At 60.1% G+C, this 16,272-nt stretch carries 4 protein-coding genes; 3 read left to right on the plus strand and 1 reads right to left on the minus strand.

The window, feature by feature from the left end; translation table 11 throughout:
- The 3 genes from FYK55_RS25715 (at nt 1) to FYK55_RS25725 (ending at nt 9,496) form a co-directional block, all read left to right on the plus strand.
- The gene (locus FYK55_RS25715) at nt 1–4,953 is read left to right on the plus strand and encodes a hypothetical protein (RefSeq protein WP_235908982.1); all 4,953 of its coding nucleotides are present in this window, start codon (nt 1–3) and stop codon (nt 4,951–4,953) included.
- Entirely contained in the window at nt 4,950–6,143 is a 1,194-nt protein-coding gene (locus FYK55_RS25720) for a prenyltransferase/squalene oxidase repeat-containing protein (RefSeq protein ID WP_235908983.1), read from the plus strand. The genes FYK55_RS25715 and FYK55_RS25720 overlap by 4 nt, the downstream gene beginning before the upstream one ends.
- Before the next feature lie 83 nt (nt 6,144–6,226).
- Nucleotides 6,227–9,496: a DUF1583 domain-containing protein gene (locus tag FYK55_RS25725; protein ID WP_235908984.1), complete on the plus strand. Its 3,270-nt coding sequence runs from the start codon at nt 6,227–6,229 to the stop codon at nt 9,494–9,496.
- A gap of 111 nt (nt 9,497–9,607) precedes the next feature.
- Here FYK55_RS25725 and FYK55_RS25730 read toward each other — a convergent pair whose 3' ends face one another.
- Entirely contained in the window at nt 9,608–16,102 is a 6,495-nt protein-coding gene (locus FYK55_RS25730) for a S8 family serine peptidase (protein WP_150079507.1), read from the minus strand.
- Nucleotides 16,103–16,272 lie beyond the last annotated feature (170 nt).

The raw sequence follows: 16,272 nt of genomic DNA on the forward strand, positions 1-16,272 counted from the left end.
ATGTCGGCTTCAATCTCAACCCATCGATTCCCTTCCGCGATCGAACGCAAACTTCGGTCCGTCCGTTGGCGGCGTGCCGGGCTGGCCGCGGCCGCCTCCGTCGCCGTCGGCGCCGCGGTGCTGATGACCCTCATGATCGGCTCGATGGCGTTGGATTGGCTGTTTCCCTTTGCGCCCGCCCTGATGCGGCCGCTATTGACCGCGGGAACTCTGGCGGCGACGGCAGCAAGCGTCTTCGCTTTCGGCTACCGCCCGATCCGATCGGCTCTGCGATGGAACGATGCGGCCAATGCCGTCGACGGCGAAATCCCGCAGTTGGAGGAACGATGGTCGACGGTCGCCAGCTTGTCATCGCGTCAACTGAGCGATCAGACGCCGACGCAGCGGGCCATGGCCGCGCAAGTCATCAGTGAAGCCGTGGCGATGGAGCAAATCGTCCAGCCGTCTCGGGTGGCGCCACCGGTTTCGCCCAAGCCGGCGGTGGCCGCCGCCGCGGCCAGCGCTTTGTTGCTGGCGGGATTGATCGCGATCAATCCCTCGCAATTGTCGGTATTGATGAAGCGTTTCTGGTTTCCCACCAGCCCGATCACGGCCACACAATTGCAAAGTTTGACCGGCGATCAGTTCGTTCCCCGAAGCGAATCCATCGACCTGATCACGCGGCAAGACGGCGTGCAACGGTCGCGGGCCACGCTGACGGTGCGAGATGCGGACGGGACCAGCCGCGAGTACCAAATAGGGGCCGACGAGAATGCTTCCGACCTCTTTCGACATCGGCTACGTGTCGACGATTCGGTGTCCTACCGGGTCCGCGCCGGCGACAGTCAAACCGCGTGGCAACACCTTCGCGTGATCGATTTCCCCGAGTTGGCGGAGGTGAAATTTGCAATCGACTTCCCCGAGTACACGCGGCAAGATCCGGTCCAACGCGATCGTCTTCCCCGCCGCGTCAAAGTCGCTCAAGGTAGCACGTTGCGATTGTCACTGAAGCCGCTTGAACCCCTGAAGCAACTGTCCCTCGCCGTAACCCACCTCGATCGTTCCACGGGTGAGAACAGCTCAGAGGAAACTCAGGCTGAATCCGAACGGGAAGAATTGATTGCCGACGATTCCGGCTGGTATCACTTCCAGATGCAACTGATGGACGACGTCATTCTGGCGCCGTCGTTGACCAGTCCGCACGATCTGACGAACCAGCGTCGGCTGTTTTCTCGCATCGACGTCATCACCGACAAGGCTCCCGTTGCCCGCGTTGTCAGCCCCAACAACGAGATGGCGGTCGCCGTCGACGAAACCATCGAAATCGAGTTTGAAGCACACGACGACCACGGCATCATGACCGCTGAGCTGGTCGTCTTCGATGAGTCTCGAAAGGATGAACAGGGAAACCCGGTGGTCGTCGCGGTCAAACCGATCCCGCTGGCAGACCAAAAGAACAGCAAGCACGTGATGGGGAAGACGGAATTGGATCTGCGTGACATGAATCTGCGCGAAGGCAGCGAGATCAGTTACGCCATCCGGGTCACCGACAACCGCGATGTCGCCTTAGCGAGTCAGCAGACTTCCGACCCGTCGTCAACGGCCCAGGCCCCGACGGCTCCCGACAAGAACTCCGACGCGAACGCCCGGGACCGGTTGGCCGAAGACTCCGCACTCCGCAGCAAGGACGCCGAAGGCGTCGCCGAAAACCCCAGCGGGCCGAATCAGAACGCTTCGCCAGAATCGGAATCGGCGACACCGTCCAAGGATGATCTGAGCCAAATGTTGGCACTCGCTCCTCCCCGCTTCCCGGAGTCCGATTCGCCCGGCGATGCGTCACCCCAGGATCGCGAAGGAGTGTCAAAGCAACCCACGCCGCAAATCCCGACCGACGGATCTTCAGCTGACTTACCTCCGGCTGACGAAGCGCCCAAACGACCGTCATCGACGTCTGCACCGGATGCCGAACCGGCGGGGGATGGTTTGGACGATGAACCTGGGGATGCCTCGAACGATTCGCCCGCAGATGCTTCGGAAGCGAACCAGGACCCGCGAGGTTCCGAATCGCAAGGGCCGCAAACGTCCGAAGGGGTGCCTTCCATCGATCCGAAGAAAGGGATGCGCGGCGAAGATTCGTCTTCTGAACCTGGCACCGACGCTAACCCTTCAGCGGATGGCGCGCCCGCAGACGAATCCCCGGACGACGGGAATGGTCGTCCCGCCTCCGATCCGGCTGCCGAATCGGACGAAGTGACGCCCGGTTCCAAGCCTGAACCGTCCGCCGGCAACCCGTTGGACCAAATCGCCAAAGCGACAACCTCACCGCCGTCACCCGCCGACACCGATCCGTCCCCCAGGAAGCAGTCGGCGCCGACCCTGCAGGCGGCCAATTCCCCATCGCCGAAGCCGGCGGACACCAGCTCGAAAAACTCACCTTCCAACGCTGGCGGCTCCTCCCCGAAATCGTCGGCTTCCAAACAGGTCGCAATGACTCAATCGGCCGGGACTCAATCGGCTCGCCCCGATCCGAAACAGCCGAATTCGGATCCGAAACCTGCGGCATCAAACCCCACGCAGCCGTCGGATCCAGCCCCCAAGCCATCCGGCTCCAAGGTGGCCAAGTCTTCGGCTGGAGAAACAAGACCGCCGAATCAGTTTGCCTTGAAGACGCAGCAGAGCCGCAGCGGACAAGACACCCAAACCGGCCGTCGACGGTTGAAGATCACGGAGAAGCTGGCTTCCATCGCAACGGCAGAAACTCGTCCCGGAGAAGACCGCCAGATTCGTGAAAGCGTCGTCGAGATCGACGAGATGCTGGCCGAAGTCGAGACGGGATTGCGGCAGTTGGTTGATCGGACGATTGCGGATTCGGACCGAGGCGAGCAATTTCAACGTCTGGATCTGGGACTCGGCAACATCGAATCCTTCATCGCGGACCTGCGCGAGGAAACCAAAGAGAACCAGTTTGCGTTTGTGGGTCTGCAGATGGTGGACATCGCCAGGACCCACGTGACGCCGGCCCGGGATCGTGTTTTCGCCGCGACCGCGCGGCCGAACGCCAGCGACGTCGATGCCTCCGTCTCGCTGCAACACGTCGTTCGCGCCCGAGAATTGTTGGCGGCTCTGCTGAAGCGATACGACCGCGTCAAGCAGGAGCGTGAGCTCAAGGACGACATGGAAGAAACTGCCACGATGTACGAGGTTTATCTGCAGAAGCGGCGAATGCTGATGCGTGAAGCGAGGCAGAATCGCAACCCGTTGGAACGCAAGATGGGAATCGTCGAAGTCGACCAGGCTTACCTGGATCGATTGGCGGAAGTCTTGCAATTGCGTCGTGCGATGTTGGACGAGCTGGCGCAGATGCTCGGTGATGATCCCCGCCTGCTGTCACGCTACCTTGAGCTGACGAAACGTCGCGGAGATTCACTTCGCGACCAACTGTCGGAAATTTCGCAACGTCAATACGACGCCACCGAAGAACTGCTCAGCTGGTTACAGATCGACGAATCGCAAAAGCCCGACCTGTGGTCGATCATTGTCGACCTGCGCGTTCAGTCCGCAAGCCAGATCGCAAAGGACACCGCCGAGCTGGCAGAACGGGTCGAGAAGCAAATGCCGCTGGAGATCGATTCGTCCGTTGGGACCGCGGCTGCCACCGTGGCCATGGCCAAACAACTCGCCAGCGACGCCAGGAGCATCCAGTTCGACGCCGAAAAGTTGGTCGGGCAGGCGGGTCAGGTTGCCGACGCCGATTCGCTGGTGCACAACGCCGGGACTTTGGTGACTCGTTGCGATCGACTGTTTGCCTTGTTTGATCGGCTGCAATTTGAAAACGAATCGGAACCGGCCGTCGCCGACTATGTGGATCGCCGAATGTTGGAAACCCGTGCCGTCGCCAACCTGGCGGATGCCTGGTCGGAACTTTGCAACAGCCTGGTCGCTGGCAATTATGCGGGCGTGGTGCACACCGAGCAGCTCCGTCTGGCCGTTGCCACGCAACTGCTCCGCGTGGAAATGCTGGAGATGGAAAGCGAGCTGGAAGGACAATTCCAGCGGTTGGCCGAATCCAGCGTGCCAGGGCCAATCGTCGACATGATCCGCTCGCTGCATCGCTTGATGGAAACGATCACCTTCAATCAAGCCGCTGCATCGTTTCGTGCCTCCGGCGACACCATCGAATCGGCAAGCCGGCAGCAGGAACTGGCCCTGCAGCGGCTGGAAGAAGCCGAAGAATTGTTTGACAAGATTCGACGCGAAGTTGTGCGAGAACTCGACCAATACGATGTGCGAGACCCCAACATCGCCGATCTTCGCGACCCGACGCTGGATGAATTTCTGGCCCGGCTGGAACGAGAACCAAATATCGTTGCCCAGCTTGGCATCCCCGTTCGGCGAACCAATCTCCGCGTGATTGCCGAATCCATGCTGTGGCAACAACAGGGTGGCGGGGGACTCGGTGAGGCCGGCAAAGCTGCTGCGAATCGGGCCAAGGAAGCAATGAAAATGAAGCGGGCCGCCCAGCAGAAAGACGACAAGGAAAAGGCGAAAGAACGGGAGTTGACCGACGGGGAGCGCGAGCAGTTCGCGCAGGCGAAGCGAGCACAAGAGATGCTGGAGAAGTCACTGCGAGAGATTGAACAACGTCGGGATGATCCGACCACGCCCGATGGGGAACGCCAACGTTTGGACAAAATGGCCAAGAACATCGAACGCATGATGGAACAGTCCGACGGAAACAATGCCGACCGCCGGGCATGGGACCAGGTCGTTCAATCCGATCAGGCCCAGGAATTGATCCGCGCGCTCGCCGCGGGGGAATCTCTCCCCGACGAACAGTGGAATAAATTGCTTTCGACGTTGGACGATGGGCTGTGGCAAGTTCGTGGAAACCAGCCGCCCGAAGCGTACCGCAAGGCCATCGAACAGTACCAAGACCAGATCCGAGAACTCATGCAGACGATTGATGAAGGATGACGCACGCATTTGAATCCGTCTTGACCATGCGATGGATCACCGCCGCAAGTTTCCTTCTGATCTTTGGGGCTTGCTCCGGCGAACCTGCGTGCGGCCAGGAAGCGTCCGAATCGATCATCGCCACGAACACCAATCTGAGCGCGGCGTTGCCTGCCGGGGAATGGGGTCGAGTGGAAAGCGCGGTGGACCGGGGTCTCCGCTGGCTGGCCAACGAACAGGCGGAGGACGGCCGTTTTCCGAGCGACGAAATCGCCCAGCCCGCCGTCACGTCACTGGCCGTGATGGCATTTCTTTCTCGTGGGCACCTCCCGGACCAGGGGCCTTATGGTGAAAACATCTCCCGGGCGATCGACTTCGTCCTGTCGACGCAGCGCCGCCGGGGGTACTTTTCCCTGCGCCCCGTGATCCCGCCGTCACAGCACCTGACGCCTTCACAAACGGTTGTCTACAACCATTCGATCGCCGGACTGATGCTGGGCGAGGTCTACGGCATGTGTTCCGGCGAACGATCCCAACGTGTCGAACAGGCGATCCATCGCGCGTTGATCTATCACCGCGAAGTCCAATCACGAACCAAATCCGCTGAATCCGATTTTGGCGGTTGGCGATACGGGTATCCGGAAAGTCCCGATGCGGCATCGGACATGTCGGTAACCGGATGGGCGTTGATGTTCCTGCGATCGGCTCGCAACGCCGAATTCAATGTCCCGAAACAGTACTTTGACGAAGGGCTGGATTTTGTTCAGCGCTGCTATGAACCCGATCCGTCCCAGCACGAAAAGGGCGTGTTCCGATACCGTCCCCATGCTTCTCAGGAGAATCCGCAAATCACGCTCGCCAACACCGCTTCGGCGACACTCACCCTGATTCTCGGTGGGCGACATCGGTATGAAGGGGTGGCAACGTCGGTGACTTGGTTCCGCAGCAGGAATTACCCCAACCCCTGGCAAAACAATTACTATTATTTGGCCAGCTACTACAGCAGCCAGGCGATGGCGCAGGTTGGCGGAGAGGCTTGGGAACAAATCTTTCCGCAGATTGCCGCGGGCTTGCTGGAGGAACAGTCCGACACCGGCGGTTGGCCCCCGGGTGGAGCCAATGAAAAGCGTTTCGGATCGGCGTACAGCACGTCGCTTGCCGTTCTGGCTTTGACGCCGGCTTACGGACTCCTGCCAATCTACCAGCGATAGAAGTCGACTTCGAAATGCGTTTCCGCTTTGTCACGCGCCCGCGCGCCGGCAGGCCGCAACCCAGCGGGCATCTTGGACGCCGCATGGTTGGGCTGGCACTCTGGCTGGGCTGTTTCGCATTTCAGTCCGCGGCGTTGGCCGACAATCTCGTTTCGCAACCAAGTGACAAGGCCGCGTTGTGCGTTTTGTTCGGCGACGACTGCCTAAGCAATCCGCTGGCTCTGTCGCGGCGAATGCAGGGAATCAAGGACGCCGACCGGTACACCATTCTTCGTGATGCGGTCTTCCCGCCGGGACAAGCACACATCCGCCTGGACTTCGATTTCTCACCAGCCTATGTGGACGATCAGACGGCCGCGGAATTCGGCATCTCCGATCCCTGGGCCGCGTTCCGCACCACATATGATTCCGGCGTCCCTCGCGGTGGGAATCTGGTCGCCCCGGCAATGATCCTGGTTTCGGCTGCCGACGACCTGGGGCGGCTGGATGAATTGGATTCGTTGGTGGATTCACGCGAAAACGCCGATCCAGCCATCACCCTTGCGATGCGGGCCTTGATCGCAATGGCGCGACGCGACTTGGATTCGGCTCACAAATGGATGCTCCGGTTGGACAAACAGGTAGGCGTCCTGACAGATCGCGACGACCACATCGCCTGCGTCACCGTTGTGCTTTGGGCGTCCGCGTCAAAGATTGAATTGCGGGATCAAGCGGCCGAATTCGCCTTTCGTTTCTTTGAACAGGTGCGAAACGGCGATGGTTTGCGTAGCGAACGGTGGCGGCGTCATCTGTTCGCGATGACTTACCTGCTTCAATACCTGGTCGAAGTCGATTCGAGCGACGCGCCACCGCAATTCGGTTCGTTGGCACACTGGCACGCAGTCAGCCGTCAAACGGCGGAAACCAATGGACAGGGAATGCCGGTTGCCATGTGGGACTGCTACTCGGGTGTCGTCAGGAACCTGACGGGGCACGATCGTGACTACCTGTACTTTGACGTTCCGCTGGAAGGTGATTTCAGCATCCAGGCGGACGTCAGCCCGTTCGGATACGGCGATACCCGGCTGGGATTTGGGGGAATCTGGGCCGGGCCCGGATTCGATCACCGTTCAATTCTCAATGGCACCTTCGGGCAGGACCGTCCAAACATCGTGCTTGACCGACCGCTTGACGAGATCGGCGAATCGATGCGAGTTCGCATCATCATCCAGGACGGTGTGCGCACCACATTGATCAACGGCCGAAAGGTGTTTGAAGATCGCGTGTCCGCCGGCGACCCGTGGTTGTCCATCTTCAGCTACTGGTACACCCACGGCTGGGTTCGCAATCTTCGGGTCGAAGGGAATCCCAGCATCCCGAATCGCATCGATCTGGCGACAAGTCCAGAGTTGGCCGGCTGGAATGCTTACTTCGGTGAATCGGTGGGCGGGGAGGATGGGAGTTGGCGTCTGGTACAGGGTGCTTCATCCCAGATTTCGTCTAAGGATTCGGATCCCGAATCCGTACCGGGGGAATTGCGGGGACAACGAATCTTCGGCCAAGACGGAACCTTCCAAGAGCGTTGGTTGCGATACCACCGTCCCCTGCTTGAGGACGGCACGCTTTCTTACCAGTTCTTTTACCGGCCGGGACAAGCCGGCGTTCACCCCGTGATCGGTCGTCAAGCGTTTCTGATTGAGCCATCCGGCGTGAGCATTCACCGGATGACCGATGGAAAATACGACCGGACGGACTTGCGTCCGTCCAATGCAAAACCAGTTGAGAATGTCGACGGATTTGCCGGTCCGTTTGCTCTCAAACCGGACGCCTGGAACGACGTGCAAATCATAATCGCCGGTGACCGAATGGCGATTTCACTGAATGGGAATCCCGTCACCCAGACGGAATTGCCCGACGGCACCGACCGAACATTTGGTTTGTTTCACTACGCTGACCAAACCGAGGCACGCGTTAAGACGCTCCGGTGGCAGGGCGAATGGCGGAAAACCTTGCCGCCGGCGCGTGAACAGGAACTTGCCGACGATGCGGTCGAACAACGGTTGGCCGGATCCAGAATGGAAAAAATGTTTTTCCATGACTTCTCGGACGGACTTCCCGTCACTCGATTTCTGGTTTCCGGCGAAGGCTGGCAGAAAAACTTTCAGCAGTTGGACGATGGCGTTCGATTGGTTCGTGAGGGAACCGGAGGCTATTTGGATCACACCGTCAGGCCACACCTGCAGCTGGAAGGAGATTTCGACGTCATTGCTTCGTTCCGCGGATTCGACGCCACCACAGAATCGGGTGGCGACGCCAACGTTCAGCTTTATGTCGGGTTCGAGGAGCAGGCGACGGACTGCCGACTGTATCGCAAGTTCAGTCGATTCGAAGCGAAGGAACTGGGGCGTGACATTGTCCAGGCCGCGTACTTCTACAGCCGAGAGGGAGAGCGAAAGTACACGTTCCCCAAGATGGTCAGTGAAGCCGTTTCCGCCGGCAAACTGCGACTGTCCCGTCGCGGTGACCAGATGCATTATCTGTTTGCCGCTAACGATTCGGATGACTACCGTTTGTTGCACACTGAAAAAGTGCCCACGGGCCCAACCAAGCCGCTCGGATTAGGCCTGGTGACAGAAGCGATCAAGGTGGGGTCGGCATCGGTGGTTTGGAAATCGTTGGAGATCCATGCTCAAGGGATGACCGGCATGGCGGCCCAGCGACAGGTATCGGTCACGGATCTTGACCGGATGCGAAACACGCTGGCCAAGAAACTGGAATTGGATTTCTCCGATCCCGAACCCCTGCAATCCTTTCAAACGTGGGGAAACCAGGCGGAGTTTCAACGCACGCCGGGGGGACTGCGAGTTCGCGCGCCGGGATTCAAAGAATGGCAAGGTCACGGGCTGATCGCAAATTTCGGCTTCGCGGGCGATTTTGATGTCGCGATGGAGATTGACGTCCAGAAACTTCCATCACCGGCCCAGTCCGGCGAGTGCGTTGTCTTGCTGCAAGCCGAATTCGATGATCCGCAAGCCACGGCGGTCGAAACGAAGTATGCGATCAGTGATCAGGGCATTCGGGCGGCAGAGCTTCAAATCGGCCACACCCCCGAAGGAGTTCCCCGCAAATACGAGGAACTTGCCAGCATCCCCTCTCCACGCGCGCACACGCTGCGCATTGCCCGCCGGGGTGGCACCGCTTATTTCCTGTTTCAGGAAACCGCCGACGCTGCACCGCGATTGCTCGGTCAATTGGAAGTCGCGGAGACGCCGATTGCCGCTGGGAAACTGCGAGCAATCCTGCACGCCAGCGGTGAAGGGCGCGAAGTCATTGTGGTGATCAAGAAGCTGACGATTCACGCGGATGAGATCTAAGGCTCAGCCGAGCTCAAGCAGTCTGATCACTCGCATCACGCTGACAGCCCGTTGTGGACGGTCCCAGCGGGCAACCCGCCGGGACCTCCAAATCGGATGACGGACCGCTGATCAGAACAGCAGGTCGTCGCCGGGACCACCGTCCAGCGTGTCTTCTTCCCCATCGTCCAGCAGGCTGGTTTGCAGCAAAGCGCTCGCTCCGGCGGCATCGCCCGCACTCCAAGCGTCGCCGATGTCCCGAAGCACCTCGAGGTCGCTGAGCAGATCGACCAGCGAATCATCGTCGTCATCTGCATCGACGTCAAAGATGTCTCCGGCGAGCAAATCATCGTCCTGGTTGCCCGCCAGCTCATCCTGGCCCGCTCCTCCGATCAACAGATCCAACCCGCCGCCGCCAAACAGCTGATCGTTGCCTAGACCGCCCAGCAGAATATCGTTGCCTTTGCCGGTTCGAATCAGATCGTTGCCGGCTCCGCCGATCACGACCGTATCGATGGCGATGTTGCCGGCCGTCACAAAATGATCGTCGCCATCACCCAGCATGACCAGGATGCTACCGATGTCGGCAACATCAAATTCGCGGAACCGATCTCCTGAGAGGAACTTAGAATTCAGCCGGACACTTTGATTGTTCCGGCCTCCCACCAAGTTCAATTGGACGACGTCACGTTGATCCGTTCCGATCACTTGCAACTGGCCATCCTGGATCCCCGCCCCCGACACCACCGCCTGGGTTTGAATGCTGTCGGCCAGACCGTCCTGGTCGAAGACCGTCACGGTCACCGAGTAAATTCCACCAAACGGATAGGCGTGCTGGGCGAGAACGGTTCCGCCGCCGCGCTGCTGTACCACCTCCGCGGGTTCGGCCGCCGTCCCATCGCCCCAATCGACGATGGCCGTGTGCGTGTCGTCCAGATTCAGGTCCGTGAAGAGCGCCTCGACCAAGACGGGATCGCCTTCGCCGGCAAGCTGCTCCAGCGTCGCGCTGCTGGTCACCGATGTCAGCTGCGGTTGACGATTGAGATGCAACACGTACTCGCCCGGGAACTCATCTGCCGCGTTCACCACCACCGTGTAGGTGCCAGCGGCGGGAACGGTGTACGCGACTGCTGCGCCGACTCCGCCGAAGTTGGTGTCGGAGGTCGCGACCACGTTCCCCTCGGGAGAGAGTAACGTGAACACCGGACTGAGTCGGTTCACAAATTCTCCGGTCTCCGCCGCCGGCACCGACGCGGAAAGCTCGATCGTTTCGCCGACGCGGTCGAAGGTAACGGTGTACTCGTCAATGGGCGTCTGCAGCGCGGCTTCCACGTCAGCGAGTTTGATGCCGGTTGCCAGGGCAAAGCTCGGATCGGTGATCGCTCGCAAGAACTCGCCCATGGTTGCATCGAAAATATCGACCGAGTCGTTCTGCGTGACGAAAAGCTCCGTTCCATCGGCAGAGAGTGCGATCTGATCGATCCCAAAGAATACGCCCAGCCGGTTCGGAAGCGGACCCGCCGGATCGTTGTCAATTCCGGAGATCGTCAACAGGGGCGATTGCGACATGCCGCCGGTGGACGGATTGAATCCCCAGACGTCCACATAGCCTGAATTGTTCGCACCATCGGATCGAACGTAGAGTCGCGTGCCGTCCGGGCTGAATACCGCAGAATTCAAATTGGAAGGTCCACGAAGATTCGGGCGGGAGGTCACCAGGGACAGACCATCGGTTCGGAATGACGAAACGTTCCCGAACCGAATCACCACACCGGTTTCTCCACCCGGCGCGGCGTAAACGTTGACCGGTCCTCCCACGTTCAAGACTTCGCCGGTGTCGGAAAGTGTTCCAGCATCATCAATTTCGAAGCGACGCACAGTGGTATTCGACGTTGAAGTGACCAGAACGGACCCGTCCTCTGTCACGTCCACCGAACTGTGAGCGCTGTTCGGATCGAACGTGCCGATTTCCGTCCGGGTTGCGACGTCGACCACGGACAGTGGCATGATGGCACTTCCGTCGCTGACCACCAGGAACCGACCGTCGGGTGTGAAGTCCAAATCTTCCGCATTTGTGGAAACGGGAATCGGATTGATTCCGTCCGCCAGCTTCGGCGCGCCCTCGGTCAAATCGATGACCCACAGTTGCTGGGAAAAGTCCGTGACGAATGCCAGGCCGGAATCGGTGGCGATTTCCACATCACCGATCAAGGCCTGCGTGGGCAGTTCAACACTTCCCAAAACCTGGTCGGTTTTCGTATCGAAGACGGTCACCATCTTCGACTCGTTGTTGGCGACGACTCCCAATGAAGACGGCGAGGCTCCTTGAAGGTGGCCATAAACGGTCTGCGTCGCGCTGATGTCCTGGGTTTCGGCAAAGGTCTCCGCGACCAGGCGGATCCCATCGAATTCCGCTTGCCCGGGTCCCCTCCCCGGCTCGGGAACCGTCTCAACGAATGCGACTCGAATGCTCCGCCCGGCGTACTCCGTCAAATCCACCGATTGAGACTGCCACCCGGTGTCGCCGGTCGGATTCTCGGCTTGAGTCCCCGTGGAAAAACTCGACACGACTGCCAGAATCTCGTCGGTCGACGGATCGCGAATTTCCACCTCCAGTGTCCGCGGAATCGTGGCCGGTCCGCCCAGGTCGAAGTTCCACTGCAACCGGCTGGACCAGTCCAGTGTGACCTGATCCGCCGAAGCGGGCACCGATACATCCTGATACATCTCGAACTCGAGGGGGCCGCCGCCATCGAACCCGTTCCAAGCCACGAAGTCTCCTTGGAGCGGATCCGTCGAATCCAGACCGAAGTTGCCGCCGGCGCCGGGACCGGTAACGGACCAGGGCCGGAACGGGCGATTGGGGATGACGCTGGTGGTCCAACCGCTGAAGTCGCCCGTTTCAAAACCGCCGTTGACGATCAAGTCATCTCCGAATTCCATCGTCTCGCGTTCGATGCTGGCGTCCCGCGTCACCACCAGCGAGTACTGCGAGGAACCCTCGCCGGAAACGCGTGCAAAGTACGTCCCGGTTTCAGGAGCTACGAAATCCTGGATCAAGGCATCCACGTCGGTGCCCACCGAATCCGCGGTCGCGAGCACATTCCCGTCGGAACTCACCAATTCCAACGCAACGGGAGCCGAGACGGAACCGATCATCCCGAAACGAAAATTGTCGACGCCGGCGGTGATTCCCGCCGGCGGATCGTAAACCAGCCGCGTGATCTCACCGTCCGGAATCACAATCCCGAAGTAGGCAGGTGCCTCGGCTGGTGGCTGGACGTCGTACGTCTGCACTTCGCCAGAGTCTTTCAGGACCGTGATTTCGATATTGGCCGAGGCAGAAAATGAAATCAATTCCGACCCCACCGCATTGACGCCCGGATTGAAATCGACAATCAGTGGTGAATCGAAGCGATTGGCGAACAGAGCGTCGCTGGTAATGTCGGGCTGACCGGCAAACCCTCCCGGCGCGATAAACAGGTCGAGGGAACCTCCGATGGTTGAGCTGAATTCGATCCCGGGCGGGATGTCACCCGGCGAAATCGGCGGGAAGTTCGTGTCGGCACTGAGGGTCTGCAGTCGGACGCCTCCAAATCCGTTGAAATCGATCAGCGGTAGATCGTCTCCGGCAAACTCCACAAACGCGTTCTCGTCTGAGAACGTGACCAATTCGGTCACCCCAGCGAGCGCGCTGACCGCCAGACTGGCCGGCTGCCCGGCGACCAAATCAAAGCTGTAGTGATCGGTGGTGTCGCCCGAGGCCGCAGACAACTCTCCCTGCACCGCGCCGCGTTCCCCACGAACACCGATAAAACTGGGCTCGATGCTTTGGGCGTCTGACAACGAATCGTTCGCGGCTCCGCCGATCGGTTCCGTCTCGATGGCCGCATTCAGTACGATTCGAAGGTCGTAATCGCCGGTCCCGTCCGATGCGATCCCGGGATAGCTGAGGGCCAATGAAAGTTCATTCGGTCCCAGCAGATTGACCGATGGCGTCGGTTGCACCGTCAGATTGATTTGCCCGTCGGAAGCGAACGATTGAATCTCGCTCAGCGGAATGGAAAGCGTGTCGGTTCGAGGAGCACCGTCGGGGCCGGTTTCCGTGAAAAGATCTCCGATCGGCACGCCGTCGGCTAAGACGGTCACATATTCGAACGACGCACTGAAGTCGGCAACCGAAAATGCAGCCAGTGTCGCGTCGCCACCGGGCGCACCGGTGTCTTCGAACAGGTAATTCAAAACGTTGGGGGAATAGACGTCTTGCTGAGTTTGGACCTGATGGTAATCCGGCGTTCCGTTGGTTCCTTGGTTTGCGCCGCTGACCACCACCGTGTAGGTACCGGCAACCGCCACGGCCGCCGTTTGCAAGATCACCTCCTGTCCCGCCGCATCGGCAGTCGCCATCGCCAGCAATTGACCTTCGGGTCCAAACAACTCGATTTGCGTTTGCAGCCGCGGTGCGGACTGAGCGGAAACGGAAATGGTTTGTCCCGCATCCACGTCGATTGTGTAGCGATCCAGCTGCCCCAGATCCTCCAGCTCGCCGGACGTCGCCCCCTCGTAGATCAAGCCTCCCAACGGATCGACCGCCGAAAGCGGCACTGGGAATACGACCGGGGTGTCCGGACCGCCGATGTCAACCGCTGCGACCGCTGCTGCCGCGTCGATCAAGCCGTAGCCGGTTTTGAAATCGAACCCGACGTCAAAGCCTGGCGTGTAGGCGTCGTCCATGTCGATCGCAGTCGACTCCAGCGTGCTGAACACGGCTTGGGGAGAGAGCGATCCGCTACCGCCAGCGGCCTCCAACATCAACGCGGCAACACCAGCGGCATGGGGCGCGGAGGCCGAGGTGCCGAAGAAATTGGGAAACAGATCCGGATCCGCTCCGCTGTCGTTGACGAAGAACGTGTTGTTCGCTCCGTCGGGAGCAGTGATTTCTGGTTTGGCCCGCACTTCCGGCGATGCGAGCCGGTTGCCCGCCGCATCAAACAAGATGGGCGTGCCGCCGACCGAAGAAAACCCTTCCGCAATCGGAGGCGAAACACCGAACGACGGCGTATTGAAGAACGGAGCGGCCGCGACGGATTCGGCCCCGCGAGCGTTGGCATGTCCCCAGGACGTCGAACTGTCCGTTGGGAAATCATCGATGCTGATGTTGCCCCGAACAAACCCGATGTACTTCATCAGATCGGGCGCGTCGCCAAAGGTTCGCGGAATCGCCAGATGCACCGAACGCGGCAGCGACGATGAATTGGTAAATGAAAGGATCTCCACCGGATCACCGTTCACGTTCGCGTTGGTGCTGGCACTCAAGATGCTTCCGACAGGGCTCGGCTGGTCCAGCAGGAACAGATCCAAATCCGATTCCGCCGCGGCGCCGTTGGTGCTGATCGAACCGAACGGATCGTCCCACTGGAAACTGAGCGTCATGGTGGTGCCGGGCGCCACGGTGATCTGCTGGAACGTGTCGACACCCGGACCGGGGTCGAAATCATGGAGCTGACCGCCAAAGGCAAACACATTGGATGCTTCGTACCCGCTCTCGTAGGACGTCCGCCCACCATTGCCGGCCGACGAAAAGTAGCTGACTCCGGCGGAGGAAACCTGGTCGACCGCCTGCGCGATCACCCCGTCCTGGAACATCGGTTCGGCAAAGTAAATGATGTCATCCACGATCACATCGGCCCCCGCTGTGTTGGCCAATGCCAGAATGCCGTTGGCAAAGCTGGCTTGCCCCTGCGCCGCGGTGTGAAAAGCCAGTTCGGCGCCGGGCGCGACGTCATGAATCAGCTGTGCCATCGCGCGGCCCTCATCGATCGTGTTGCCAGAGGCGTCACGAAGCACGTTGACCGGCGTGGTTCGACCCTGCGGGTTTCCGGGGCCAGGCAGGTCACCCGTCGCGACGTCATCGGCGGCCGAGATTTCGAAGTTGGGACTCGTATCGAACGAGTCGGACAGCACTCCCACCGTGATCCCGTTGCCGTCGACGCCGTAGTCAACGCGGGCGGTGTCGGACCGTTGGGCCACATCGCCTTGCGATTGTGCGACACCCGAATGTGCAAAGTAGGCCGTCGCCATCAGCGACTGAATCCCGTCCAGAGCCGCGAGCGCAGGAATCATCGGAATCGGCGCGAGCGCCGACGTCATGCGGCCCCACTGACCGGTGACTTCCAGGCCTTGGGAAAGCAAGTCGTAGAAGCCCGGCTGATCGACCAGTGAACCGCCGGATGTTGTCCCGCCTTCCTGTTCCAGCGTCGATGTCGAAACGATGTCGACGACCACGCGCCCGGCATCCACGTGCAGCGCGGGATCCGACGGCTCAAACGAATCCTGTGCGCCCGGGTTCTCGGCAACATAACTCTCGTACTCGCGATACAAGGTCGCCAAGCCGACACCCGCGCGGGCCATTGGGCCGTCCTTCCCCGCCAAGTCTTCGCCGTGAACGTCAACCAAAGCCATATCCAGCGGAGTCGCGGCGAGCAGGTGTCGCGTCTCCAGACGCTCCACCAGGACCTTGCGACGACGATGCTGTCCGGCGTTCCGCCTCGTTGCACTACCGCGTCTCTTTCGCGGGCGGCGGGGACTTTGATCGGAAGTTGACGTGTTCAAACCGCTAACCGACATGGCGACGCTCTCTGAAGGAGGGGAGAAGGGCCTTCCGCTGGCAGGGGCGATTTGAGACCCCCAAAATGCGCCGGTCAACCTAACCACTGTAAAAAAAGCCACCTATTAAAGAAAACATCAAACCCCTTGATTCCACGCAACGCTCTGATCCCGCGCATCGACACTGACGC

The organism is Roseiconus nitratireducens, from assembly GCF_008629675.1.
Classification (GTDB): Bacteria; Planctomycetota; Planctomycetia; order Pirellulales; family Pirellulaceae; genus Stieleria; species Stieleria nitratireducens.